The following is a 25,896-nucleotide window of genomic DNA, read 5'->3' as shown; positions in this document are numbered from 1 at the left end:
GGCTTCTTTCACGTGACGCGGGAGTTACGCGCCGGGCAGGCGCAGGACGAACCGGATCTGCTGCGCGACCAGTTCAGCCAACTGCTGCGCTACCGCTGGACGGTGACCGCCGGGCTGCTGCTCGGGCTGCTGGGCGGGGCCTGGCTCGGCCTCGGCGGCGGCGACACGTACGCGGCCGACAGCGAGGTGACGCTACGTCAGGCCACCGTCGATCCCTTCGCCGCAGGCGGCACACCCGCCGACGCGGGCATCAGCATCGAGTCCGAGCGTCAGACGGCGGCGGGCAGCGCGGTCGGCGAGCTGGCGGCCCGCGAACTGGACGTCCGCGACACGGACGACCTCCAGCAGGGCCTGGAGGTCACCAACCCGCCCAACACCCTCGTCCTGCGGTTCACCTACTCCTCCGGCTCGGCCAAGGAGGCGGCCCGGCGCTCCAATGCCTTCGCGCGCGCCTTTCTCGAATACCGCGAGCGGCAGACCGAGGCACAGGTCGAGAAGATGCTCGACGGCTACCGCGCCCAGCGCAAGCCGCTGCTCGCCCAGCGCGGGACGAACGAAGCGGCCGACGCGCAGCTCTCCGTGCTCGACAGCAAGATCGCGGATCTCGCCGCCATCGACACCACCCCCGGCACCGTCGTGCGCACCGCCGTGCCGCCCACCACGCCCTCGGGCCCCGGACTGCCCATGCTGCTCGCGCTCGGCGGCGCCGTCGGGCTCGGGCTCGGGCTGCTCGGCGCCTGGGTGCGGCTCGTCTTCGACCCGGCGGCGCGCTCGCGCGGCGACGTCGTACGGGCCCTGGGCGCGCCCGTCCTCGGCACACTGCCGCGCGGGCGCAGATCGGGGCCGCTGCTGGCGGAGGGCAGGACGGCCGAGGAGTACCGCTCGATGGCCTTCCGGCTCGCCCACGACCAGCGCCTCGCCGACCGCCGGCTGCTGCTGGTGGCTGCGCCGCGCGGCGACGGCGGCACAGCGGCGGCCGTGTCCGTCAACCTCGCCGCCTCCTTCGTCGAACTGGGCGAGGAGGTGCTGCTCGTCGAGGCCGACCTGCGGACCCCGTCCCTCGCCGGACGGCTGCGCGGCGCCGACGGGATACGCCCCGGCTGGGCCCGCACACCCTCGCGCGGCGACGGCGGCTGGCCCACCGGGCTCCAGATACCCATCGACGCGGGCGAGTCCGGCGCCTTCGACCTGGTGCCGGGGGCGCGGGTGCGCAACGCCGCGCGTGCGCTCGTCTCGACGTCCGCGACGCGGCTGTTCGCGCAGGCCGAGGAGCCCGGCACGACCGTCGTCGTCCTCGCGCCCGCCGTGCTCTCCTACGCCGACGCGGTGGCGCTCGCCGACCGGGTCGGCGGCGTGCTCGTCGTCTGCGACCCGCGCGAGGTGCGACGGGCCGACCTCGCGCGCATCCGCGAACTGATCACCGGCGCGGGCGGCACCGTCCTCGGCGCCGTACTGCACTCGACGACCGGCGGTGCGGGGCCCTCGCCGGGCGGGCTGCTGGGACGGTTCGGGTTGCCCGGGCGGTCCCGGCGGTCCGGGCGCGGCTCTGGTGCCGGCGGGCGCGGGGCCGACGGGGTCACCGGGCCCGGTGAGACGAGCGTGGCCCACGAGCCCGGAGGCGTGGTGGCCCCGAGGAGCGCGCTGGACCCCGGTTCCGGTGACCCGGCCCGTTCGGGGGACGCCTCTCGTTCCGACGACCCGTATGGGGCCGGTGCTGGGACGGGTGCGGCTTACGGGGCCGGGGATGCGGCGGACGACGCGAGTGTGGGGGGCCGGGAGCCTTCGGGTCCGGCGTGGCCTGAGCCTGGAGGCGCGGCGGTCCCGAGGGGGGTGCTGGGCCCTGGTTCCGGTGACCCCACTCGACCGGGGGACGCCTCCCGCTCGGACGATCCGTACGGGGCCGGGCCGGGTGCGTCGAGCGGTGTGCGGTCCGGTGACGGGCACGGGCACCGCACCGGTGAGTCGGGCGGCCCGGGCGTCGGGGGAGGCCCGTACGGGACCGGCGCGGCGGAGCGTCTCTTCGGGCACGGACACGGCGTCGCCGCCGGTGGCCCGGCCGGAGCGGAGAGGCCGGACCGTACCGGTGGCGGTGGGACGGGCGCGGCCTACGGGGCCGGGGGCGGGGCCGGCGCGGCGGAGCGCCCTTTCGGGGCGGGCGGCTCGGGTGGTGGCTCGGCCGGTCCTGGCGACGCGGGCGTGGGCAGGTCCGGCGGCACCGCCCACCGCGCGTGAGCCGGACGCCCGCGCGGGGCGGGCTCCGTACGCGTGCGGCCGTCGTCTGCTCGGTCGCCGACCAGGGCGTCGCGGCGCTCACCAACATCCTCGTGCTCGTCGTCGCCGCGCGGCTCTCCAGCGCACACGGCTTCGCCGTCTTCTCCCTCGTCTACATGACCGCCACCGTCCTGCTCGGCCTCGCGGGCGGCTACGTCGGCCAGGCGCTGGTACTGGAGCGCGGCGAGGCGGCGCGCGACGCCTGCCGCTCCGCCGTCGTCTTCACCGCCGTCGCCTCCAGCGCGCTCGGCTTCACCGGCGCCGCCGTGCTCGCGCTGCTGCCCGGTGACACGGCGCGAGGGCTCTCGGCGCTCGGCCTCGTGCTGCCCGTGGTACTCGGCCAGGACGGGCTGCGCTACTGCTTCTCCACGCTGCGGCTGCCCCATCTCGCCCTGACGGGCGACGTGTTGCGGCTCGCCGTCGCCGTCCCCGCGCTCGCGCTCCAGCCCGCCGACAGCGGCCCGGCCCGGCTCGTCCTCGTCTGGGGCCTCTCCGCGCTCCCCGCGCTGCTGGTCTCGGGCGCGCTGCTCGCGCCCCGGCTGCGGGGTGCGCGGTCGTCGGCGCGACGGCTGCTGCGGCGCGACCACCTGGGGCGGCGCTTCGCCGTCGAGTTCGCCGTCGGCAACGGGGCCAGCCAGCTCGCCATCATCGGACTCGGCCTGGTGGCAAGCCAGTTGGCCGTGGGCGCGCTGCGCGGCGCCAGCACCCTCTTCGGCCCGATGAACGTGCTCTACAACTCGGCCACCGCCTTCGGCCCGCCCCTGCTGCGCCGGGTCGCCGACGGCGCGGAAACCGGTGCGGGGCGCACGGTCCGTACGACCGCCGCGCTCGCCGCGCTGCTCGGCGCCACCGCCGCCGGGTGGGCGGTGCTGCTGCTCGCGCTGCCCGACAGCGTGGGCCGCCAGCTCCTCGGCGACACCTGGGGGTCCGCCTCGGGCCTGCTGCCCGCCACGGGCAGCCAGTACGTGGGCATCGCGCTCGGCACCAGCGCCCTGCTCACCCTGCGGGTGCTGCGGCCCAGGGCCACGCTGCCCATCCAGGTGTCCTTCTCGCTCGCCTCGGTCGCCTTCCTCGTCGCCGGGTACGCCATCGGCGGTGTCCTCGGCGCCGCCTGGGGACTGTGCCTCGGCTCGGCGCTCAAGGCGGCGGCGCTCTGGCTGCGGGTGGGTTCGCTGGGGCGCGGGCGTTGGCGCGGACGCGGGCGCGGGCGTGGGGCGGACGCGCACAAGGTCGGAGTCAGGGTCAGCGACAAGGGGGGACAGCCATGAGAGGCACGAGGGGGCGGCTATGAGCGGTACGGACGAGAGAGCCGGGGCCCGCGTCGGCGGGAACGGGCGCACGCTGCGCGGCTTCACCGGGAAGGGCTACGACAAGGGCAGACCGCTGCCCGTACAGGCACTGTGGTTCGCCACGCTGCACCTGGCCTTCCGCGCCTGGTGGTTCCCGGCACGGCTGCGGCCCGCGCTGCTGCGCGCGTTCGGCGCGCGCGTCGGATCGCGGGTGCTGATACGGCACGGGGTGCGCGTCCAGTGGCCGTGGAAGCTGAGCGTCGGCGACGACGTGTGGATCGGCGAGGACGCCTGGCTGATCAACCTCGAAGACATCACCATCGGCTCCGACGTCTGCGTCTCCCAGGGCGCGGTCCTGTGCACGGGGAGCCACCAGCGACGCTCGCCCACCTTCGAGTTCGACAACGGGCCCATCCGCCTCGAACCCGGTTCCTGGGTCGCCGCGCGCGCGATGGTGCTGCGCGGGGTCACGGTGGGCGCGGGCGCCGTCGTCGGCGCGGGCGCGGTCGCGCACCGCGACGTGGCGCCCGACGATGTGCTCACCGCCGGGGTGCGGCGATGAGGGTGGCGCACGTCGTCACCCTCGTCAGCGACGGCGGCGCCTACGGCGGCCCGGTCAGCGTGGCCACGGCCCAGCTCGGCGAACTGTCGGCGCGCGGCCACGAGACGGTGCTGCTCGCACTCTGGCGGGGCGCGGGCGAGGCACCGGCCACGTGGGACGGGGTACGGCTGCACGCACGACGCGCCCGCGCGCTGGTCCCCGGCACGGGATTCCTCGGACTGCTCAACCCGCGCCTGCTGCGGGGCCTTTGGCGCTACGCGGGCGAAGCGGACGTCGTCCACGTCCACGCGGGCCGCGACCTGGTGTCGCTGGCCGCGCTGGCGGTGACGGCGCTGCGGGGCCGTCGCCTGGTGGTGCAGACGCACGGCATGGTCCAGCCGCGCGACGGCGCCGTGGCGAGGGTCTTCGACGCGCTGTACGTGCCATTGCTGCGACGGGCCCGCGCCTGCCTCGTCCTCACGACGGAGGAGGCCGCGGGCCTCTCCCACATCCTCGGCCCCGAAGGGCCTCCGCTGGTCCCCCTCCGCAACGGCGTCCGCGTGGCCCTCGCCGGGCGGGCGACGGGGGGCACGGGCGACCGTTCCGGCCCCGACGGCCCAGGTCCGTCCACCCCGCCGCCTGCCGCACCGGGCGCGCCCCGGCCCGGGGCGCCTGCTCCGGGGCGGGAGGTCACCGCGTCGGGGTCCGGCTCGCTCTCCGTGGCCGGGGCCGGTCCTGACGCCTCCCGGTTGTCCGGTTCGTCGGGCGTCGCGTCCCGGCCCGGGGCGCCTGCTTCGGGGAGCGGTGCGTCGGGGCCCTCGCCCGAGGCCCCTGTTCCGGGGCGAGAGGGCACGGCGCTGAGCCCTGGGACCGTGGCCGAGGCTCCCGACCCGGCATCGGCGGTGCCTGCCGTGTCCGGCTCGGGCGGGCCTGGTGCGGGTGCCTCGTCCGGGGCGTCTGCCGCGCCCCGCCCCGTCGCCCCTGTCGCGACGAACGGCCGCACCCCCCGCGTGCTGTTCCTCGCGCGGATGCACCCTGTGAAGCGGCCTGAGGCGTTCGTCGAGGCCGCCGCGTGGGTTGTCGGGGCGGGGGTGGGGGCTGAGTTCGTGCTGAACGGGGCCGATGAGGGGGCCCTCGACGGTGTGACGGGGCTCATCGCGCGGCACGGGCTCCAGCGCAGCGTGCGCTACGAAGGCGCCGTCGCGCACGAGGAGGCGCTGCGTCGCATCGCGGAGGCCGCCGTCTATGTGCTGCCGAGCAGCAGCGAGGTGTTCCCCGTGAGCCTGCTGGAGGCGCTGGCCGCGGGGACGCCCACCGTGTGCACGGACGGCTGCGGCATCGCGGGCGAACTCGCCGCGCGCGGCGCCTCCGTCGTCACCGACGGCAGCCCGCGCGCGCTCGCCGACGCCGTGCTGCGGCTGCTCACCGACGAGGACCACGCCCGCGCCGTCGCGGCGGCCGGGCTGCGCGCCGTGGACGAGCTGTACTCGATCGGCGCGGTCGCCGACCGCCTGGAGGAGCTGTACGCCGGTGCGTGACTCCACCCGCGACCCCGGGCCCTACCCGGCGGGCCCCGGCCCCCGCCCGTCCCCCGAGCCCGGCGAAGGCGCGCGGGTCAGTATCGTCGCGGCGGGCTGCTGGGGGCTGCTGGCCATGGTCGTGCTGCCCGGCTTCGTGCTCTTCTCCGCCGACACCCGCACCGGACCCGCGCTGCTGCTCCAGTGCGTCGTCGTGCTGCACACGGGCGGCGCCCTCGCGTGGACCCTCGCCGGGGCCACCGCGCGGGTCATGGCCTTCGGGTTCTGGCTGTTCAGCTACATCTGGTTCGGGCTGGCCCCGCTCGCCATGCTGGCGACGGACAGCTATCCGCTGGCCTTCCGCACGGACGAGGGCACCGCCGTCACCGCCTGCGCGATCGTCGAGGCGGGGCTGCTCGCGTACACGGTGGGCGCGGTCCTCGCCGGGTACGGCGCGCGGCACCCCGCCACCCTGCTGGGGCCCGTGCTGGCCCGGCGCGTCTCGCCCGCGCGGATGCTGCTGCTGTGCCTCTTCGCGCTGGCCGTCGCCGTCGTGCTGATCCCGGGGCAGGGCGGCCTCGGCGCGTTCTTCACCAGCAGGCAGGCGGTCAACGAGTCGGCCGCCGCCGGGGGCGAGGAGTCGGCGGGCAGGGCCGTCGCCACCTGGACCCTGTCGGCGCCCGCGTTCTGGGCGCTGCTCGCGCTGCTCCACGTGCCGCGAGGGCCAGGGGGCGACCGGCTGGTGCGGGGGCTGCGCTGGGCGCTGCTGCCGCTGCTGCTCGCGCTCAACGTCGTCGTCAACAACCCCATCAGCCAGCCCCGTTTCTGGGCGGGCACCGTGCTGCTGACGCTGCTGTTCGCGGCCCCGGCGCTGCGTCGCCCGCGCGGCTTCCGTATCGCCACGGCGGCCATCCTGACGGCGGTCCTCGTCGTGTTCCCGTACGGCGACTACTTCCGCAACGACAAGCGCGACCCCGTCCAAGTGGTGTCCCTGGCCGAGCAGTTCACCACCAACGGCGACTACGACGCCTACCAGCAGCTCCAGACGGGCGTCAGCGTGGCGCGTGACGAAGGGCTGGCGCCGCTGGGCGCGCTCGGGCCGCCCCTGTTCTTCGTGCCGCGCGCCGTCTGGGACGGCAAGCCGGAGGACACCGGCATCCGGCTGGCGCGGCACGCGGGCTACCGCTTCGACAACCTCTCGGCGCCGCTGTGGATCGAGTCCTACCTGTGGGGCGGTTTTCCCGCCGTCGTCCTCGTGTTCGGGCTCTACGGCGCGCTGGGACGCCGCATCGACGACGTACGGCACCGCACGCGCGAACTGGGCGGCACGCTCGCCGTGCTGCTCGTGCCCGCGCTCGCCTTCTTCCAGCTCATCCTCCTGCGCGGCTCCCTCATGGCGAGCATGGGGCCGCTCGCGCTGCTGGTGCTCGTCGGGCTGTGCGTGAGCGGCAGGGGTGACTATCGTGAGCGCGGGGGGACCGGGGGGAGGCCTGCCGCGCCCGTATCGCGGGCCGTCGTGGGGACGGCGGCCCACGACGAGCCGAGGGCGCGCGACCGTGTTTCGGGTTCCCCCGTACACGAATGACGCATATGCGAATGACGCGGCACGACACGGCGCGACGCGAACACTTCGAGTGGGGGAACACATGCGAAGACGCACCATCACGGGCTGCCTGCTGGCCGCCCTCGCACTCCTCGGCACGGCACCGGCACTCGCGACGGCGCCCGCGCGGCCCACGGGGCCGGAGCCCCTGGCGGGTGAACCCACCCTCACCGCTGATCCGATGCCCACCTGGCAGACCGACGGCATCGTCTGGAGCATGGCCTACGCCAAGGGCGTCGTCTACGTGGGCGGGGTCTTCGGCAACGTCAGCCCGCCAGGATCCGCACCCGGCGAGAACCGGACACCGCGCACCAACTTCGCGGCCTTCGACGCCGTCACCGGCGAACTGCTGCCCTGCGCACCCTCGTTCACCGGCGGCTCGGGTTCCGTGCGCGCGCTGGAGACGTCGGCCGACGGCGAAGTGCTGTACGTGGGCGGCTCCTTCGGCACCGTCACCTCGGGGGAGCGGGAGACGGGGGTCAGCAATGCCGTCGCGTTCGACACCGCCGACTGCTCCCTGCGCGCCGACTTCCGGCCCGGCGTGGCCGCGACGGTACGGGCCATCGAGCCCTCCGGCGACACCGTCTACCTCGGCGGCGACTTCGGCGAGGTGGACGGCGAGACCCGGGACCGGATCGCCGCCGTCACCACGAGCGGCACGCTGCTGCCCTTCCGCGCCTCCATCGACGAGCCGGTGCGCGCCATCGAGGCGGCGCCCGAGTTCGGCAAGGTCCTCGTCGGCGGCGACTTCTTCACCGTCAACAGGCGCCGCTCGCACGCGCTGGTCTCGCTCGACGCGACGAGCGGCGCCACGCAGCAGAACTTCTCCTGGCTGGAGAGCAGTTCGGTCGTCAAGGACCTCGCGCGCGACGGGCAGAACTTCTACCTCGCGGCCGAGGGCACCGGAGGGTTCGACGGCCGGATCGCCGGGGTGCTGGCCACCGGGCAGCGCAAGTGGACGGACACCTGCCTGGGCGCGACGCAGGCCGTCGTGCCGTACGAAGGGGTGCTCTACAGTGGCTCGCACGCCCACGACTGCGGCGGCACACCGGGCGGCTTCCCGGAGATCAACGCACGTCAGCACCTGCTGGGCCAGTCGCTCTCCGACCGCACGATCCTGCCCTGGTTCCCCGACACCAACGGCGGCATCGGCGAGAAGGTCGGGCCGCGCGTGCTGGTCATGGCGGGCGACATCCTGTGGGTGGGCGGCGAGTTCACCGCCGTCAACGACAAGCCGCAGCAGGCGCTGACCCGCATGCCCGCATCGCCGGACACGGTGGCACCGCAGGTGCCCGCTTTCAGCGGGACGAGCACCTCGTCGGGCCGCATCACGCTGAGCTGGAAGGCCGCCTGGGACCGCGACGACGGCACCCTCACCTACCGCGTCTACCGCGACGGCGCCTACTACACCTCGCTGACCCGCGACTCCCGGTTCTGGGACCGCCCCGACATGACGTGGACCGACACCGTCGAGCCCGGCTCGACACACCGCTACGCCCTCGAAGTGACCGACGGGGAGAACCTCTCGGGCCGCAACGGGCCCGTGTACGTCACGGCGCGCTAGGGCCGGAGGGCCGGAGCTACGAGGCACAGGAACAGGGGAGCACACATGGCCGTCACCCGCAGGGCACTGCTCGTCTCGGGCACAGCGGCGGCAGCCGCGGCCCTGGGGGTGGCGGCGTGCACCGCCTCCGGGGAGGAGGGGGAGGCGGGCGCTGTGGTGGACGTCGTCGCCGACTTCGGCGCCAAGGGCGACGGCCGCACGGACGACACCGAGGCGTTCCGCCGCGCCTACCGGCACGCGGTCTCCCGCGTGTCCGGAGGCGTGGGCCGCACCGTCATCGATGTGCCGCCCGGCGCCTATCTGCTCCGTGGGCCCGGCGCGCTGCTCGACGGGAACGAGCCGTCGCGCAAGGCGAACGGGCTGCGCTTCCGGGGCGCTGGCAAGCGCATCACCGAGCTCGTCTTCCAGCCCGAGAAGGGCGGGGAGGGCGCGGACGCCTTTCTGTGCCGCAACGACAACATGTGGGCGAACCTCGCCTTCGAGGGGATGACCTTCCGCTCGGCCACCCCAGGCGCCTCCTTCTTCCTCTCCTACTCGGAGGGGCAGGCGCAGGACTACCGGTTCAGCGCGTGCGAGTGGACGGGCGAGTGGACCTACGGGCTGGCGCTGGACGGCACCAACACCAACTCCGAGATGCGCTGGGACGCCTGCCGGGTCGGCGGCGCCTACCGTAAGGCGTTCCTCTACTCGGGGCTCTCGCGGCGCAGCCGCGCCAAGGGCAGGCAGGGCCAGCAGGACCAGTTCCTCAACTACTGGTTCACCGACATGAAGGTCGAGTACGAGTGGGGGAACTTCCTCGAATTCCCCTACGGCGGCTCCATCACCTGCCGGGGCGGCTCGTACATCGTCACGGGACGCCGCCCGGATGCCGCCTACGGCGGGGCCAGCACCTTCTTCCGCTTCCCGCGCGCGGAACACAAGGACTCGGTGCAGCGCTTCCACGCGCAGGACATCCGCTTCGAGATCCGCGACCCCCGGGTGCGGGTCATCGACTGCGACTGGGACGACGGCACCGTCCACTTCAGCGACTGCGACGACACGTCGAACGCCTTCAAGGACTTCTCCGCCGGCGTGGCGGCGCACCGCTACCGCGTCGGCCCTCGTGGCCCCCTCGTCCGCTACAGCATGTGCCGCCTGGTGGGCCGCCACCGCTACGAGACGCAGGGGCGGGACACGGGCGCCCCGCCCCTGGCCCGTTACGACATGTGCGCCTTCCGCAGCCGTCCCCAGGAGGACTTCGCCGACGTACGTTCGGGCGACGGGCTGGAGACCCCGGTCCGCTTCGTGGACTGCGTGGGCCCCTGACCCCCCTGCCGCCCCCGCCTCACTTGCCCGCGGCCTTCAGCACGTCCTTGTGCTGCGGGCACAGATGGCGGATCGCGGCCTTGGCGCCGGGGATCTCCCCGTCGCGCAGGGCCTTGACCGCAGCCGCGCGGTCCGCCTCGACGGTGCGGGAGACGCGCTGGCAGGTCTCCCGTCCGCTGTCGAGGATGGCGGCGGGATCGACGCCCTTGGGCACCCTGTTCTCCAGGTAGTCCTTCTCCGTCCCGGTGAACGACCCTGTGGCCGGGGTGAGTTCGGAGCGCGGGACCTTTGGGCCCTTGGCGGCGTCCTGCGCACCGTTCGCCTCGTGCCCGCCGGAGGCGCCGTCCCCGCCCTTCCCCTTCGCCTTCCCCTTCCCGTTGTCCGGCGCCGAGGGCGAGGCCGTGGCCGTCGAGCCCGGAACCGTCGACGAGGTGCCACGGGCGCCCTGCCGGTGACCGTCACCGTCACCGCCGCCGCCCGTGTCCGACGCGGCGCAGCCCGCCGTCGCCAGCAGCACGGCCGCCGCGACGAGGCCGACCAGCGTACTCGGATGCCTCATGGCGTCACCGTCACCGTGCTGGACAGCCCGCTGGTGTTGCCGGCCCCGTCGGTCGCCGTGATGCGGTACGTGTACGGCTGGCCGCGCGTCACCGAGGTGTCGGTGAACGTCAGCGTGGGGCGCCGCCACGGCATCGACTCGCCCTCCACGGTGCCGATGGGCGTGGCGCTGTTGTTGCGGTAGACGCGGTATGTCAGTTTGCTGTCGTCCAGGTCGATGCTGGAGCGCCAGTTCAGTGTCACGTTGCCGCCGCTCGCTGACCCGGTGACCTGGTCGGGCACCCACGGCACCCCGGTGTCGGGGGAGCTGGCGAAGCGGGTGAGGCCCTGCTGCGCCTTGCCGTTGACGGTGGTGAAGGTGCCGCCCACCCACATGTAGTCGGTGGTGCCCACGGTGGACAGGGTCAGCGCGCGCGGCCCGATCGCCTCCACGAGCCCGTCGTTGGTGTCGGGCAGCCAGCCGAGCAGCTTGGTGTTGTTGACGGACTCGGCCAGCAGGTGCCGTCTGCGCCCGTCGGGGAACTCGCCCGTCGAGGAGCAGTCGTGCGCGTGCGAGCCGCTGTAGAGCACGGACTTGTGGACGACGAGCGACTGGGTGGCGCCCAGACAGGTGTCGCGCCAGCGCTGGTTGAGGTCGCTCAGGTTGAGCGCGATGCGTCCGTCGAAGACACCGCCGCCCGTGCCCTCGTTGGCGGTGTAGAAGCCCGTCGCGTCGGAAGTGATGTCCTTGACCACCGAGTTGCGGTGGATGAAGCCGCCCGAGTAGCTCTTGACGAGTCCCCCGGAGCCGGAGTTGACGACGGCCAGCGCGTGCGAGGACGTGCCGCCCGCCACGGTGTCGAAGTCGCCCCCGATGGCCACCCGCTCCCCGCCCGGCAGCACCTCGACGGCCCGGCCGGGCTCGTCGGCGCGCGGGTTCCATGCCCTGAGCGTGGCGTCGGCGGTGCTCACGGCGGCGAAGCGGCCACGGGACACCCCGCCGATGTGGGTGAAGTCGCCGCCGAAGTAGACCGTGTCGTCGGTGACGTCGATGGTGTGCACGGGTGCCGGTACGGCGGGCCGGAAGCCGGTCTTCACCGAGCAGGTGGCGATGTCGATGGCGGCGAGGCTGCTCACGCCGACGCCGTTGACCGCGCCGAAGGAGCCGCCCACGTACAGCGTCCGCTCGTCGGGCGAGACGGTCAGCGCGCGCACGGTCGCCGTACCGCTGCCGATGGTGAAGCGCAGCTCGCAGTCGGTGGGGGCGCCGGTCGCCGCGTCGAGCGCGACGAAGTTGAGTGCCTGCCGCTCGTTGCTGCCCGAGGGCGATCCCGGCGGTCTGACGGTGGAGAAGGTGCCGCCCGCGAAGACGACGCCGTCCGCCTCGGCCGTCGCCCACACGATGCCGTTGGTCTGCCACGTCGGCAGCTCGTCCGCCGTGATGGTCACGGGAGGCGTCAGGGCGTGCGCGTCCTCTCCGCCCGTGAGGACCTGTGCCCCCGTCCAGGTGGTGACGGTCAGCGCGAGCGCCGCGCCGAGGATGCCCAGCCGGCCCGCGAGGCCGCCTGGTGTCGTTCTGTTCATGGGGTTCCCCCTGGTGGTGAGTGAGCTGATCGGGGGCGTTCCCGTCCCCTCCGCCGAGCGGACGGGCGAGTACGGGCCCCCGGCCGTATGTGAGGTGTGAGGTGTGAGGTGTGAGATAGGGGGTGTGAGATGGGGGTGTGGGGGCGGGGGTCTGTGGGGCGCGCGCACGTCCTCGTGTCAGCGGTCTATGCGGACCGTCGCTCCCGCCAGATCGGCTTCCAGCGCGCTGATGTCGGCCTCGACCATGATCCGGGCGAGTTCGGCCCAGCGGACCCGTGGCTTCCAGCCGAGGGCCGCTTCTGCCTTGCCCGCGTCGCCGATGAGCGCGTCCACCTCGCTGGGCCGCTCGTACTTCGCGTCGAAGTGCACATGCTCCCGCCAGTTCATCCCGGCCGAAGCGAAGGCCACCTCCAGGAAGTCCCGCACGGTGGCGGCCTCCCCGGTGGCCACGACGTAGTCGTCGGGCACGTCGTGCTGGAGCATCCGCCACATCGCCTCGACGTACTCGGGCGCGTAGCCCCAGTCCCGCACCGCCTCCAGGTTGCCGAGGTAGAGGCGGTCCTGGAGACCCGCGTGGATACGGGCGACCGCGCGGCTGATCTTCCGGGTCACGAAGGTCTCGCCGCGGCGCGGTGACTCGTGGTTGAAGAGGATGCCGTTGACGGCGAACAGGTCGTACGCCTCGCGGTAGTTGACCGTCGCCCAGTAGCCGAAGACCTTGGCGCAGCCGTAGGGGCTGCGCGGATGGAAGCGGGTGCGCTCGTTCTGCGGCGGCGGGGCCGCGCCGAACATCTCGGATGAGGACGCCTGGTAGATGCGGGTGTCGATGCCGCTGGCCCGGATGGCCTCCAGGAGCCTCATGGTGCCCATGCCCGTCACGTCGCCCGTGTAGAGCGGGGAGTCGAAGGAGACCCGCACATGCGACTGGGCGCCCAGGTTGTAGACCTCGTCGGGCCGTAAGTCCCGGAGGAGGTTGACCATCGCCACACCGTCGCTGAGGTCGGCGTGGTGCAGGACCAGCGAGCGGCCGTCCTCGTGCGGGTCCTGGTAAAGGTGGTCCAGGCGGCCGGTGTTGAAGGACGAGGAACGGCGGACGAGGCCGTGCACCGTGTATCCCTTGCTCAGCAGTAACTCCGTCAGATACGAGCCGTCCTGGCCCGTGATCCCCGTGATCAGTGCGCTCTTGCCCATGAGGTGGCCCCCTGCGAAGTAATGGTCCGTTCATCGCGCGTGTGTGGTGACGCGCTGGCAGAATCCGCAGCATGACGGATATGACGCGCATAACGCCGGAGACGCCCAAGGCGCCGGGGACGTCTGAGACGCCGACGGCGTCCGCCGCGCCCGGACTGCCGCCCCGGGCGCGGATATTCGTGGCGGGACACCGCGGTCTGGTCGGTTCCGCGGTCTCCCGCCGTCTCACCGGCGACGGCCATGAGGTGCTCGCCCGCTCCAGCGCCGAACTGGACCTGCGCGACGCCGCCGCGACGGAGCGCTGGCTGCGCGACATGCGCCCCGATGCCGTGGTGCTCGCGGCGGCGAAGGTGGGCGGCATCATGGCCAATCAGACCCAGCCGGTGCCCTTCCTGGAGGACAACCTGCGGATCCAGCTCAGCGTGATCGCCGGGGCCCATGCGGCGGGCGTCCGGCGGCTCCTCTTCCTGGGCTCCTCCTGCATCTACCCCAAGCACGCCCCGCAGCCGATCACCGAGGACGCGCTGCTGACGGGCCCCCTGGAGCCCACCAACGAGCCGTACGCGCTCGCCAAGATCGCCGGAATCACCCAGGTCCGCGCCTACCGCAGGCAGTACGGCGCCTCGTTCATCTCCGCGATGCCGACCAACCTCTACGGCCCCGGCGACAACTTCGACCTGGAGACCTCCCACGTCCTGCCCGCCCTGATCCGCCGCTTCCACGAGGCGAAGCGGGACGGGCGCGAGGAGGTCGTCCTGTGGGGCAGCGGCACACCACGGCGCGAGTTCCTGCACGTCGACGATCTGGCGCGGGCGTGCGTGCTGCTGCTGCGCGAGTACGACGACGACTCCCCGGTCAACGTCGGCAGCGGCGAGGACCTGACGATCCGCGCGCTCGCCGAGACGGTGCGGGACGTGGTCGGCTACGAGGGCCGGATCGCCTTCGACACCAGCAAGCCGGACGGCACCCCGCGCAAGCTGCTGGACGTGTCCCGGCTGACGAAGCTCGGCTTCACACCCCGCGTCCCCCTCGCCGACGGCATCCGGGACACCTACGCGTGGTGGCTGCGGCACGAGGCCGGTGCCGCCGTGGCCCGCTAGGGCGCGGTGGCCCGGCAGGGCGCGCGGGGCGGCGGGGCTGGCGGGCGTGCCCACCGCCCCCGGCGTCGCGCCGGACACCGGGGCGGCCCTCGGGACGGCAGCGCGGCCCCGCCGCGACGGCATCAGTACGCACCCCTGCCGTCGACGACGGCGCGGAACGTGCGGGCCAGCAGATCGAGGTCGGTGGTCAGGGACCAGTTGTCCGCGTACCGCAGGTCCAGCGCGATGCTCTCGTCCCAGGACAGGTCCGCACGCCCGCCGACCTGCCAGGGACCTGTCAGCCCTGGACGCACGTGCAGCCGCCGCAGCTCGGCCGGGCCGTAGGCCGCCACCTCCTCGGGCAGCGGAGGGCGCGGCCCCACCAGGGACATCTCCCCGCGCAGCACGTTCACCAACTGCGGCAGCTCGTCCAGCGAGGTGCGCCGCAGCAGCCGCCCGACGCGGGTGACGCGCGGATCGGAGCGGATCTTGAACAGCGGGCCGTCCTGCTCGTTGGCCTGCGCGAGCTGGGGCCGCAGCCGGTCAGCGTCCGGCGCCATCGAGCGGAACTTCCACATCGTGAACGGGACCCCGAAGCGCCCCACCCGCGTCTGCCGGTACAGCGCGGGCCCCCGCGAGTCCAGCCGTACGGCCAGCGCGAGCACCGCCAGCAGCGGGGCCAGCAGCATCAGCCCGAGCGCCGCGCCCGTGCGGTCCAGCACCGTCTTCAGCGCCAGTTGCGGGCCCCGGCGCACCGGAGGCGCCACGTGCATCAGGTTCAGGCCCGCCGCCGTGGACAGCCGCAGCCGCGGCAGCGCCACCTCGGTCAGCCCGGAGGCGATCACCAGCGGCAGCCCCGCGTCCTGCGTGGCCCAGGCGAGTCTGCGCAGCCGCTCCCCGGTCAGCAGCGCACCCGGGACGACCAGCACCGTGTCGGCGCGGTGCAGCGCCGCTGCGGTGAGTACCGCGTCCCCGTCCGAGGTCTCCGTGCGGGGCGCCGCGTCCAGCCGTCCCGCGTGGGGGACGCCGCTGTGCGGCTCCGCCGCGCCGACGGGCACGGCGCCGATGACCACGTACGCGTGGTCCGTACGCGTCGAGAGCTGCTCCACGACGCGGTCGACGGGGCCCGCCTCGCCGACCACCAGGGCCCGCAGCACGGCGTGCGCCTCGCGGCGCTGGCCCGTCAGATGACGGTGTGTCAGCGCCCGGCTGACGGCGGTCAGCAGCGGCGCGGGGGCGAGCGCCAGCAGCGCGTACGCCGGGGCCGAGCCCTCTCCGGTCAGGACGCGCAGCAGCGCCAGCACGCCCACCAGGGTCAGCCATGCCTGCATCGTGGCCAGCAGGCCGCGCGACTCACCCAGCGAGCGCGCGCTGTAGTGCCCGTGCGCGGCCAGCACGCATAACCAGGCCAGCGCGGCGGCCGTCGCGGCGGGGAAGGGGCGGGACTGCTGGGCCGCGCTGAACACGAGCAGAACGGGCAGAAAGGCACCGGTGACATCGGTGACGAGGGCGGCCGGTACGTACCACCGGGCCTTGTCCCTGCCCCCGCTGTACCGTCCCGGTCCGAAGGACGGGAGATCTGGCCCGCCGACGGAATCGTCCGCACCGGACACAGACACAGGAACGCGCCGCATGAACCCCCCCAGGTACGCGGAACCCAATGCAGCGCACAGCCAACTCCCCCTGCATGTGGTGCGCTGACGTTCCAGAGACCTTAAGACATGCGTCCCGCTCACGCCGCCGCACGTTCACATTTTCTGCCGAACTCGGGTCCCCCTTTACGGGGGTTGTATGTCAGGGCGCGTATATTCCGGGGGATTCCCGCAGACGGCGCCCCAGAGAGGGCCCCGCATGAGCTGTCCGGGGCGCCGATGGCGTCGCGGCGGAGCCGGTGCCGGGCCCGGTACGGGACCGGACGGCAGCCGTGCCGCACCCGGTGGCCAGCGACAAGACGGCCGCCGGGCGCTTCGCGCCGCCCAGGGGAAGTTTGGCCGGAACCGTGCGGAATTCGAGAGCCGGGGGAGGAAACTGCCCGGCTGCCTCCGGGGGCCCGGCCGGGGACTCAGGGAAGGGTGAGGATTTCCGCGCCGGAATCCGTCACCAGCAGGGTGTGCTCGAACTGAGCGGTCCGCTTCCGGTCCTTGGTGACGACGGTCCAGCCGTCCTCCCACATGTCCCACTCGTAGGTACCGAGGGTCAGCATCGGCTCGATCGTGAACGTCATCCCCGGCTTGATCACGGTCGTGGCGCGCGAGTCGTCGTAGTGCGGCACGATCAGGCCGGAGTGGAAGGACGTGTTGATGCCGTGCCCGGTGAAGTCGCGCACGACGCCGTAGCCGAAACGCTTGGCGTAGGACTCGATGACCCGGCCGATGATGTTGATCTGGCGGCCCGGCTTGACGGCCTTGATGGCCCGGTTCAGCGACTCCCTGGTCCGCTCGACCAGCAGCCGCGACTCCTCGTCCACGTCGCCGCACAGATAGGTGGCGTTGTTGTCACCGTGCACACCGCCGATGAACGCGGTCACGTCCAGGTTCACGATGTCGCCGTCGCGCAGCACGGTGGAGTCCGGGATGCCGTGGCAGATGACCTCGTTGACGGAGGTGCACAGCGACTTCGGGAAGCCGCGGTAGCCGAGGGTGGAGGGGTAGGCGCCGTGGTCGCACATGTACGCGTGCGCGACCTCGTCCAGCTTGTCGGTGGTGACACCGGGCGCGATGTGCTTCCCGGCCTCCTCCAGGGCCCGCGCGGCGATCTGCCCCGCGATCCGCATCTTCTCGATGGTCTCGGCGTCCTGCACCTCGGGCCCGGTGTACGGGGTGGGCGCTTCCTTGCCGACGTACTCGGGGCGGGGGATCGCGGCGGGGACGGCGCGCTGGGGGGAGAGCGTGCCGGGGACGAGAAGAGACTGGCCAGACATGTGCGCGAGTCTAACTGTGGTACGGAAACCGGCCCTGGGGGAGCATGGGTCCATGGCTCTCTTCAAGCGCAAGACGGTCGCCAAGCCCGGCGAGTGGTACTACTGCCTGGAACACGGCACGGTCGAGGAGGGGCCGGAGTGTCCCGGGAAGGACCGGTTCGGCCCTTACGGGTCGCGCGAGGAGGCGGCCCGCGCGATGGAGACGGCGCGGAACCGCAACCTCGCCTGGGAGACGGACCCCCGCTGGCACGACCCGGACCCCGCACGGGGCGACGCGGACCGGGGCGACGGCGACGGCCGGGACTGACCTGTTGCGGGGCCCCCGCGCGCCGTGCGTCGCGCGCCGTGACGGGCCCCGCCCCGCCCGCCCCCTCAGTCGCCCACCGTCACCGACAGGGGCGCGAAGGAGACGCGGACGGGCGGGTCCGACGGCCAGGTGAGGTGGACGTGCGTCGTGTCGGCGGAGAGGACGCGCGGGTCCGGGGGCGTGGCCTCCGCGCCGAGTGTCGCGACGGCGACGAAGAGCCCGGAGCCCGACACCTCCCCCGAGAGCACGGGCACGGTCACCCACCGTGAGAACGCCGTCCCCTGCGGTGCCCTCTCCCAGCGCGGTTCTTCCATGGGCGGCGCCCACCCGTACAGCCCCCGCAGCGTGCCGCACGCGCCCGTCGGCCACCCCGAGAGGCGCACGCGCGTTCCCTCGGGCGCCCCGACGACCCGGTGCACCCGCACCTCGCAGGCGCCCCGCGCGAACGTCAGGCTCTCCACGCGCAGCCCCGGCACCATCGGCGCGTCGTAGCCGGAGCCTGCGGGGAAGACGGGCAGGTGCCAGGACGCGGCCCAGCCCCAGGTGCCCTCCGGGTCGCTCCACGCGCCGAGCGGGCGCACCCGCCGCCGCACGCTGAAGGGGCCGCCCGGCGCGGCGAGCGCGAAGTGGTTGTCGGCGACGTTGCCGGGCGCCGTCGGCCCCGTGACCGTCGAATAGGCGAACCGCGCGTACAGCGGGTCCTCAGCATCCGCCGTCTCGCCCTCATGGGGGCGCACATGGTCGGTGCCGTGGTTGTGGAGTCGCACCAGCCCGTCGCGGCCCGTCGAGTGGATCAGCAGTCCGGGCGAGGGCAGCGCCAGCACCCGGTCGGCGCCCTCGCTGGGCGCCGGTTCCTCGCGGGCCGTCCACAGCGGGTGGTCCTCGGGCGCGAGGAGCGCGACGAACGCCTTGGACGCCCAGTACGGGGAGGCCGGGCCCGAGTAGGACTGCAACGTCGCCGTGTGCTCGCCGTGCCAGCCGAGGGAGAGCAGCCCGTCCTCGTCCAGCGCGCCCCGGTCCAGGAAGTAGCGCACGGCGCCGCTCAGCAGCCGACGGGAGACGCCCGGCGCCAGCGGGGTGTGCCCGGTGAGCGCGCCGAGGCCCACGGCCGCGCCCGCCGCGAAGCGGTACGTCAGCGAGCGACCGAAGTGGAGGGGCGCGCCGTCGCCGCCGAAGAGCAGCCCGAAGCTCGACAGGTGCTCGCTCAGCCGTGGCCCGTAGCGCGCGAGCAGCGTCTCGTCGGCGCCGAGGTGGGCGTGCAGCATCGGGTACAGGTGCAGGGCCCAGCCGTTGTAGTGGTCGAAGGCGCGCCCGTCGCCGTCCGCGTACCAGCCCTCGCCCCGGTACCAGCTCTCCAGCAGCTCCAGGCCGCGCTCCACGGCGCGCGCAGTCTCGCGGTCGCCGCGTCCGGCGGACTCCAGGAAGGCGGCGACGGTGAGCGGGAAGAGGTACCAGTTGTTGGGCGCGGGGGTGTGCCGCAGCGCGCCCCGCAGCCACTCCTCGGCCCGCTCCCGCACGCCCTCGTCCAGCTGGTCCCACAGCCATGGCTTCGTCAGCCGCAGACCGAGCGCGACGGAGGCGGACTCCACCATGGGCTGGCCCTGCACCGTGAGGTCGAGGATCAGCGGCCAGGATTCGCCGCCCTCGCGGTGGCCCCGGACCGGCTCACGGGTGCCCGCCGCCAGTCCGTCCGCGTAGCGCTCCAGCCAGTTGTGCGGGTCCTTGCCGTCCGCGCCCGCGACGCGGAACGCGGCGGCGAGGAACGTGCGCGCGTAGCCTTCGAGCCCGTCCGAGCGCACCCCGGAGGCCGAGGGCGGCCCCGGCAGGTCGAGCAGCGCGCCGTGCGGGGTCGCCCAGCGCCAGGCGGCGTGCAGCAGCCCGTCGGCCGTGGCCTCCCAGTGGGCGCGGGTCCAGCCGGTGTACGGGCTCAGCTCGCGGTCCTCGGGCGGCAGCTCCAGGCGGGAGCCGGTGGAGCCGGTGGAGGCGGTGGAGGCGGACGGGGCGGAGGGGGTGCTCATGCGAGGAAGGCCAGCCTTTCGTGTCGTACGGGATGGGCGAAGCCCTCGCCCGAGGCCCACCGCGCCACCTCGCTGACCGTGAGGTCGGCGAGCCGTCGCAGCTCGTTGCCCTGGGAACCGGCGAGGTGCGGGGTGAGCAGCACGTTCTCGCACTCCCACAGGGGGTGCCCTGGCGGCAGCACCTCGGGCTCGGTGACGTCGAGCACCGCCCTGACGCGGCCCGCCAGCACCGCGTCCGTCAGCGCGCCCTGGTCGACGACGGCGCCGCGCGCGGTGTTGACGAGCGTCGCGTCGGGCCGCATCAGCGCGAGCAGTTCGCGGCTGACGAGGCCGCGGGTGCTGGGCAGCAGCGGGGTGTGCACGCTGACGACGTCGCAGGCCGCGAACAGCTCGGGCAGCCCGACGGCCCGTACGCCCAGGGCCGCCGCCTCCTCCGCTTCGACGTACGGGTCGTAGAGCAGCACCTCCAGATCGTGCGGGCGCAGCAGCTCGATGACGCGGCGGCCGATGAGGGAGGCGCTGAGGATGCCCACGGTGCGGCGGTAGTTGCCCACCTCGGGGCCGCGGGCCAGCCACTCGGCGCGGGCGCGCGAGGCGCGGTAGCCGCGGGCGGTCTCCAGGACGCGCTTGTTGGCGAGCAGGATCATCGCGAGCGTGTACTCGGCGACGGGCAGCGCGTTGGCCGCTGCGGCCGAGGAGACCTCGATGCCGCGCTCCCAGCAGGCGTCGGTGACGTGGTGGCGGACCGTGCCGGCGGTGTGCGCGACGGCGCGCAGCCCGGGCGCGGCGGCGAGCGCCGCCGCGTCGAGCGGGGGGCAGCCCCAGCCGGTGACCAGAAGCTCGGTGTCGGCGAGCACGTCGTGGGCGCGGTCGGTGGTGAAGTCGTCGAGCAGGGGGAGGGTCGCCGGGGTGGTGTGCTCGGCCAGCGCGGTCAGCACGTCGGGCGTGAGCACGGCCTCGGCCGCCTCGGGGCTCATGGCGAGGGCGGCGCGGGGACGGGTGTGCGGGTGAGGGCGGGGGTGGGCTGTCGTCATGGCACTCCTGGGCGGGGTGGACAGTGGTGCGGTGGTACGGGGGCCGCCGCGCGGGGGCGCGGGGCGGTGGGGCGCCTACTTGACGCTGCCCGCCGTGAGCCCCGAGCGCCAGTAGCGCTGGAGCAGCACGAAGGCCGCGATGAGGGGGACGATGGCGAGCAGGGACCCGGTGACCACGACGGGGTAGTAGTCGGGCGTGACGGTGGCGGAGCTGTTCCAGGTGTAGAGGCCGAGGCTGACCGGATACAGATTCTGGTCGGAGAGCATCACCATGGGCAGGAAGAAGTTGTTCCAGATGGCGGTGAGCTGGAAGAGGAAGACGGTCACGAGTCCGGGCCCGAGCATCCGCAGCGACACCCGCAGATACGTCTGAAGCTCCCCTGCCCCGTCCATCCTGCTGGCCTCCAGCACCTCGTCGGGAACGTAGCCCTGGCTGAAGATCCGTCCGAGGTAGACGCCGAAGGGGTTGAACAGGACGGGCACGAAGACCGCCCAGAAAGTGTTCACCACCCCGGCCTGCGACGCCATCAGATAGAGCGGCAGCGCCAGCACGGTGGGCGGCACCATCACCGCGGCCAGGACGAGGCCGAAGAGCTTTTCCTTGTGCCGGAAGTGGTACTTGTCGAAGGCGTAGCCGCAGGCCACACTCACCAGCGCACCGATCAGCGCCCCGAGCACCGCGTACAGCAGGCTGTTGACGTACCAGCGCCCGTAGATCCCGCCGTCCATCGCGAAGAGGCCGGAGACGTTGTCCAGCAGGGAGAAGTCGGCGAGCGAGAGCAGGTCGCTGCGGAAGAGGGCGTCCGTGTTCTTGGCCGAGGCGAGCACGAGCCAGGCGAGCGGCAGCAGGGTGTAGAGCGAGAAGAGGGCGACGACCGCGTTGACCGCGCCCCGGCCCAGCAGCCCGGGGCGCAGGGCGGCGGTGGGACCCTGCGCCGACGAAGCACGGGGCGCGCGGGACGGGGTGCGGGAGCGGGTGCGGGACGACGGGGTGCGGGTGCCGGTTCCGGTGCCGGTGCTCATCGGGCGTTCTCCTCGGGGGCGTTGGCGCGGTTGGTCCAGCGGGCCACTCCGTAGGAGAGGGCGACGGTCACGAGGAGGAGCACGACGGAGGCCGCCGCGGCCAGCCCGTAGTTGTTGCGGGTGAAGGCCGCGTCGAAGATGTACATGTTCGGCGTGAAGCGGGTGCCGACCACGGGCGTGGCCTGGCTCAGCAGCATCGGCTCGGTGAAGAGCTGGAGCGCGCCGATGAGCGTGAACATCGCCACCATCACCATCGAGGCGCGGATCAGCGGAACCTTCACCTGGAGCGCGGTGCGGACCGGCCCCGCGCCGTCCACGACGGCCGCCTCGACGACCTCGCGGGGCACGGCCTGGAGCGCGGCGTAGAAGATCACCATGTTGTAGCCGAGGTTGCTCCACACCGCGATGTTGACGATCGACGGCAGCACGGTGTGCACACCCAGGAAGTCGACGGTGATGTCCGCCTTGCCGAGCAGGTCGATGACCGGGGACAGGCCCGGCGTGTAGAGGTAGAGCCAGATCAGCGCGGCGATGATCCCCGGCACGGCGTGCGGCAGGAACAGGCCGAGCTGCGCGCTGCGCCGCAGCCGTACGACACCCGAGTCCAGCAGCAGCGCGAGCAGCAGCGCGGCCACCACGAGCAGCGGGATGTAGAAGACGCAGTAGAGCGCGGTGACGCCCATCCCGGCGAGGAAGGTGGGGTCGGACAGCACGGCCTCGTAGCTGCGCAGCCCGACGAAGACGGTGCGCTCGGGGCCGAAGCCGAGGCCCGGCTGGTCGTCGCTGAAGAAGCTCAGCCAGACGGCTCCGGTCACCGGGATCAGGAAGACCGTCACCAGCAGCGCGAAGAAGGGGGCCATCAGGACGCCCGCCGCGCCCAGTTCACGGCGTCGCGCCGTCCTGCGGGTCCCGGCGCGGACGCCGCCCGCGCGGGGTGCGTCCTTCGCCGCGCGCCCGGAGGCGGAGGTGGGGCCGGAGGCGGGGGTGGACGTGGAGGGGGTGGTCGCGGTCATCGTCGGGGTCACCGCTCCCTGGTCCGCAGCCCGAGGGCCTTGAGGTCCGGCATGGTCGCGCGCTGCGCCTCGCGCACGGCGTCGATGAGGGTGCCGTCGCCGCCCGAACCGCGGGCGAAGCCGTCCTGCATGGTCTTGATCGTCGCGGTCATCCGCGGGCCCCACGCCCACTGCCGGGAGATGGCACGGGCCTCGCGGTCGAAGAGGCGGTAGATGTCCTGGCCGCCGTAGTAGCTGGTGTCCATCGCCTCACGGGCCACCGGCACGAGACCGGGCGCCGCCGGGTACTGGCTGCTGATGCCGCTGGAGAACCGGGCCTTGAGCGCCTCGGGGCTGGAGACCTGCCACTCGATGAACTCCATGGCCTCCTCCGGATGCGCGCTGTCCTTGGTCACCGCGAACGTGGACCCGCCGTGCGTGCCGAGCCGTGGCCGGTCCGGGTCCCACTGGGGGAGCGGGGCGATGGCCCACTTGCCCTTCTGGCCCGGGTGCGCGGAGATCTGCGCCCCCGCGTCCCATGCGCCGCTGAGCTTGCCGAGCACCTGGCCGTTGCCGATCTGGGCGATGCCCTGCTGGCTGGTGGTCGGGTTGTGGTGGACGAGGTCGCGGTCGAGCAGGTCCTGCCAGTACGCGGCGACCTTGCGGGTGGGTCCGTCGGCCATCGAGACGCTCCACGCCCCGCCCTCCGTGCTGAACCACCGGGCGCCCGCCTGCCACGCGAACGAGGCGAACTGCGGGCCGTCGTCCGTCGGCAGATTGACGATCCGTGAGCCCGGGCGCTCGCGCTTGACCTCGCGGGCCGCGTCGGCGAACTCGGCCCAGGTGCGGGGGACATCGATGCCGTACTCGTCGAAGAGGTCCTTGCGGTAGAGGAAGACCGTCGGCTCCACGTCCAGCGGCACGCTGAAGGTGCGGCCCTCGAAGGTGGTGAGGGCGAGCGCCTGGGGCAGCAGCTTCTCGCGCAGCCCTTCGCTCATGAGGCCGGTGAGGTCGCGGGAGACGCCGTCTATGGCGAAGCCGGGGACCTCGGGGTACTCGATGGTGGCGACGTCGGGCGCGTTCCCGGCGCGCGCTGCGTTGCTGAGCTTGGCGTAGCCGCCGCGGTTGCCGCCCGGCACCTGCTGGAAGTCGACGTGGATGTCGTCGTGCGTCCTGTTGTAGGCGTCCACCACCTCCTGGCTGCCGCGCAGCGCGGACCAGAACGTGATGTGCACGGGGCCTTCGTCGCGCGCGGTGTCCCCGCCGCCGCCCGAACAGGCGGCGGCGAGCGCCAGTGACAGCGCGGCCAGGGCTGCGGGCAGGGACTGACGGAGTCGACGACGCACGGTGGCCTCCCGCGGCTCTGGGGGATTCACCGGCATCCTGTTCGCTCAGTCAGAAAGCGTCAATGGATCGCTCAGAAGAAATTAAATCGCTCAAACGCTCATTTCCGAACGGGAGTTGTCCCGTTGGCGCGGGCGCCGGGTGCGTGAAGGGCCCGTACGGACGCGTCCGTACGGGGAGGGTCCGCCGACGGGCCGTCAGGCCGGGCGCGGTGGCGGCGGCGCGGCCGTGGAGCCGCGCACCTTCAGCTCCGGCAGCAGCTCGACGCTCCGCACCGCCTCAGGGCGCGCGCCCTCCGGCAGCGCCAGCCGACGCAGCAGCAGCTCGGCAGCGCCCCGCCCGATCTCCTCCTTGGGCGGCGAGACCGCGGTGAGCGGGGTGCTGCCCAGGGCCGCGACCACATCGTCGTACGCCACGACCGAGCAGTCCTCCGGCACCCGTACGCCCTCGTCGCGCAACTGCTGCACGAGCATCAGCGCGTCCACGTCGCCGTGCAGCACGGCGGCGGTCGCGCCGTGCGCGCGCAGCACGGCGGCCAGATCGACGGGCGCCTCCCCATGCGCCTCGGGATCCGCGACGGCCGTCGGCGAACTCAGCACGACCGCCGACTCCTCGACCTCGGGGCGCTCCTCCGCGATCTGCGCGAACGCGGCCCGTACGGTGCGGGCCGTCGGGCTGTCGTCGCGTGCGGCCAGCACGATGCGGCGGTGGCCGAGGCGGATGAGATGGTCCACGGCGAGGTGCGTGCCGTACCAGTGGTCGGAGCGCACCGAGTCCATCGCGTGCAGCGGGCTGCCGGGGGTGGGGCGGCGCTCCATGAGGACGGCCGGCACGGGGAGCGCGGCCAGCCAGCCGTAGTCCACGCGCTCGGCGTCCGCGCTGCGCCAGCGCGGCGCGACGATCAGGCCGCGGGCGCCGCGTTCCAGTGCCTGCTGGGTCATGGCCTGCTCGGAGCCCGAGGTGTGGGCCGCGATGTGCAGGGCGATGCGGATGCCTGCGGTTTCGAGCACGGAGCGGGCGCCGTGTACGGCCTCGAAGAGGTACGAGTGCCGTTCCGGGACCACGAGGCCGACGGTTTCGCCGCTGGGCGGGGTGCTGGGCTCGGCCTCGGGCGGGGTGACGGACCGGGCTACGCCGTGGCCGCGCCGTACCTGGCCGCTTCTGGCCAGTTCCTCGACGTCGCGGCGGACCGTGACGACGGAGACGTCCAGCTCCGTGGCGAGATCGGTGACCCTTGCCGAGCCGCGGGCCCGTACGGCGTCCAGAATCCGCTGCCGCCTGCGTTCGACCGGCTCCCTCATGTGGTCTCCCGTTCCCCCGCCGCGCGATGTTCGTTTGAGCATATCGATCGCCTCCGGACGGGTCCCCTTCGCGGGGGGCGGAAGGAAACGGGGGGTAGGCCCTTCACGGGGGTGTTGCGCGGGACGGTTGGCCGGTGTGGTGCGCGCTGTAGGGTCCCGCGCTGATTTTTGTGCCCCAGCACGCCTGGGCGGGTTCCCTTCGCGGGGGCGGTTCGCCGTATTCCGGCTGCCTGGCCGGTGGCTACGGCGCGGCCTATGGACCGGTGCGTCGCGGCTGGCGCCGCGTGACTCCGGGTTCCCCTTGGGGTTATGGGCGCGTGGGTGCGGGGTGTCCGGTGCCGGGGTGGGGTGTCTCCTCGGCGTGAAGGTCTCGTGTTCGCCTTTCCGCCGGTGACTTTCTCGACCTGCGGGGACACCCCACCCCGTCCCCGTCCCGCCGGTGGCCCTCTGCCCGGTTCCGGGTCGGCTGACGCCCG

General features: G+C 73.5%; 20 protein-coding genes. 9 read left to right on the top strand and 11 right to left on the bottom strand.

The window, feature by feature from the left end; translation table 11 throughout:
- The first annotated feature begins 12 nt into the window (after positions 1-12).
- From ACYVOO_RS27570 to ACYVOO_RS27540, 7 genes are all read left to right on the top strand, one after another.
- On the top strand, positions 13-2,232 hold the full coding sequence (locus ACYVOO_RS27570) for a lipopolysaccharide biosynthesis protein (RefSeq protein WP_461018414.1): 2,220 nt from the start codon (positions 13-15) through the stop codon (positions 2,230-2,232).
- A complete protein-coding gene (locus ACYVOO_RS27565; protein WP_461018413.1) occupies positions 2,229-3,539 on the top strand; it encodes an MATE family efflux transporter in 1,311 nt (436 codons plus the stop codon). Before ACYVOO_RS27570 ends, ACYVOO_RS27565 begins: the two co-directional genes overlap by 4 nt.
- Positions 3,540-3,558: 19 nt before the next feature.
- A complete protein-coding gene (locus ACYVOO_RS27560; RefSeq protein ID WP_461018412.1) occupies positions 3,559-4,122 on the top strand; it encodes an LbetaH domain-containing protein in 564 nt (187 codons plus the stop codon).
- Complete coding sequence (locus ACYVOO_RS27555) at positions 4,119-5,639, top strand: glycosyltransferase (RefSeq protein ID WP_461018411.1); 1,521 nt, start codon at positions 4,119-4,121, stop codon at positions 5,637-5,639. The genes ACYVOO_RS27560 and ACYVOO_RS27555 overlap by 4 nt, the downstream gene beginning before the upstream one ends.
- Complete coding sequence (locus ACYVOO_RS27550; protein ID WP_461018410.1) at positions 5,632-7,203, top strand: hypothetical protein; 1,572 nt, start codon at positions 5,632-5,634, stop codon at positions 7,201-7,203. The genes ACYVOO_RS27555 and ACYVOO_RS27550 overlap by 8 nt, the downstream gene beginning before the upstream one ends.
- A gap of 61 nt (positions 7,204-7,264) precedes the next feature.
- A complete protein-coding gene (locus ACYVOO_RS27545) occupies positions 7,265-8,785 on the top strand; it encodes a PQQ-binding-like beta-propeller repeat protein (RefSeq protein WP_461018409.1) in 1,521 nt (506 codons plus the stop codon).
- A gap of 45 nt (positions 8,786-8,830) precedes the next feature.
- Entirely contained in the window at positions 8,831-10,090 is a 1,260-nt protein-coding gene (locus tag ACYVOO_RS27540; RefSeq protein ID WP_461018408.1) for a glycosyl hydrolase family 28-related protein, read from the top strand.
- 19 nt (positions 10,091-10,109) lie between these two features.
- Here ACYVOO_RS27540 and ACYVOO_RS27535 read toward each other — a convergent pair whose 3' ends face one another.
- From ACYVOO_RS27535 to gmd, 3 genes are all read right to left on the bottom strand, one after another.
- Entirely contained in the window at positions 10,110-10,649 is a 540-nt protein-coding gene (locus tag ACYVOO_RS27535; RefSeq protein WP_461018407.1) for a hypothetical protein, read from the bottom strand.
- Positions 10,646-12,211, bottom strand: a complete 1,566-nt coding sequence (locus ACYVOO_RS27530) for a hypothetical protein (RefSeq protein ID WP_461018406.1) — start codon at positions 12,209-12,211, stop codon at positions 10,646-10,648. The genes ACYVOO_RS27535 and ACYVOO_RS27530 overlap by 4 nt, the downstream gene beginning before the upstream one ends.
- A gap of 177 nt (positions 12,212-12,388) precedes the next feature.
- Positions 12,389-13,402 carry a GDP-mannose 4,6-dehydratase gene (gene gmd / locus ACYVOO_RS27525; RefSeq protein WP_461018405.1) on the bottom strand — a complete coding sequence of 338 codons (1,014 nt, stop codon included), beginning with the start codon at positions 13,400-13,402 and terminating at the stop codon, positions 12,389-12,391.
- An 80-nt stretch (positions 13,403-13,482) separates the two neighbouring features.
- Between gmd and ACYVOO_RS27520 the strand changes: the two genes are divergently transcribed.
- Positions 13,483-14,502, top strand: a complete 1,020-nt coding sequence (locus ACYVOO_RS27520) for a GDP-L-fucose synthase family protein (protein ID WP_461018424.1) — start codon at positions 13,483-13,485, stop codon at positions 14,500-14,502.
- Between the two features lie 122 nt (positions 14,503-14,624).
- On the opposite strand, the gene ACYVOO_RS27515 is transcribed toward ACYVOO_RS27520, so the two are convergent.
- Together ACYVOO_RS27515 and map are read right to left on the bottom strand one after the other, a co-directional pair.
- Positions 14,625-16,094 (bottom strand): exopolysaccharide biosynthesis polyprenyl glycosylphosphotransferase, encoded by a 1,470-nt coding sequence (locus ACYVOO_RS27515; RefSeq protein ID WP_461018404.1) that lies wholly within the window; start codon positions 16,092-16,094, stop codon positions 14,625-14,627.
- A gap of 449 nt (positions 16,095-16,543) precedes the next feature.
- A complete protein-coding gene (gene map, locus ACYVOO_RS27510; RefSeq protein WP_453348721.1) occupies positions 16,544-17,401 on the bottom strand; it encodes a type I methionyl aminopeptidase in 858 nt (285 codons plus the stop codon).
- 52 nt (positions 17,402-17,453) lie between these two features.
- Between map and ACYVOO_RS27505 the strand changes: the two genes are divergently transcribed.
- A complete protein-coding gene (locus ACYVOO_RS27505; protein ID WP_461018403.1) occupies positions 17,454-17,708 on the top strand; it encodes a hypothetical protein in 255 nt (84 codons plus the stop codon).
- Positions 17,709-17,773: 65 nt separating this feature from the next.
- Here ACYVOO_RS27505 and ACYVOO_RS27500 read toward each other — a convergent pair whose 3' ends face one another.
- From ACYVOO_RS27500 to ACYVOO_RS27475, 6 genes are all read right to left on the bottom strand, one after another.
- Positions 17,774-19,726 carry a DUF2264 domain-containing protein gene (locus ACYVOO_RS27500; RefSeq protein WP_461018402.1) on the bottom strand — a complete coding sequence of 651 codons (1,953 nt, stop codon included), beginning with the start codon at positions 19,724-19,726 and terminating at the stop codon, positions 17,774-17,776.
- Positions 19,723-20,760 (bottom strand): hydroxyacid dehydrogenase, encoded by a 1,038-nt coding sequence (locus ACYVOO_RS27495; RefSeq protein WP_461018401.1) that lies wholly within the window; start codon positions 20,758-20,760, stop codon positions 19,723-19,725. Before ACYVOO_RS27495 ends, ACYVOO_RS27500 begins: the two co-directional genes overlap by 4 nt.
- 75 nt (positions 20,761-20,835) lie before the next feature.
- Entirely contained in the window at positions 20,836-21,783 is a 948-nt protein-coding gene (locus tag ACYVOO_RS27490; protein WP_461018400.1) for a carbohydrate ABC transporter permease, read from the bottom strand.
- The gene (locus ACYVOO_RS27485; RefSeq protein ID WP_461018399.1) at positions 21,780-22,796 is read right to left on the bottom strand and encodes a carbohydrate ABC transporter permease; all 1,017 of its coding nucleotides are present in this window, start codon (positions 22,794-22,796) and stop codon (positions 21,780-21,782) included. The genes ACYVOO_RS27490 and ACYVOO_RS27485 overlap by 4 nt, the downstream gene beginning before the upstream one ends.
- Before the next feature lie 8 nt (positions 22,797-22,804).
- Positions 22,805-24,157 carry an ABC transporter substrate-binding protein gene (locus ACYVOO_RS27480; protein WP_461018398.1) on the bottom strand — a complete coding sequence of 451 codons (1,353 nt, stop codon included), beginning with the start codon at positions 24,155-24,157 and terminating at the stop codon, positions 22,805-22,807.
- Positions 24,158-24,316: 159 nt separating this feature from the next.
- Positions 24,317-25,420: a substrate-binding domain-containing protein gene (locus tag ACYVOO_RS27475; RefSeq protein WP_461018397.1), complete on the bottom strand. Its 1,104-nt coding sequence runs from the start codon at positions 25,418-25,420 to the stop codon at positions 24,317-24,319.
- Positions 25,421-25,896: the final 476 nt, after the last annotated feature.

The sequence above is a fragment of the Streptomyces daliensis genome, assembly GCF_054782395.1.
Note: the sequence above shows the minus strand (reverse complement) of the source record. Positions and strands in the feature narration are given on the sequence as shown.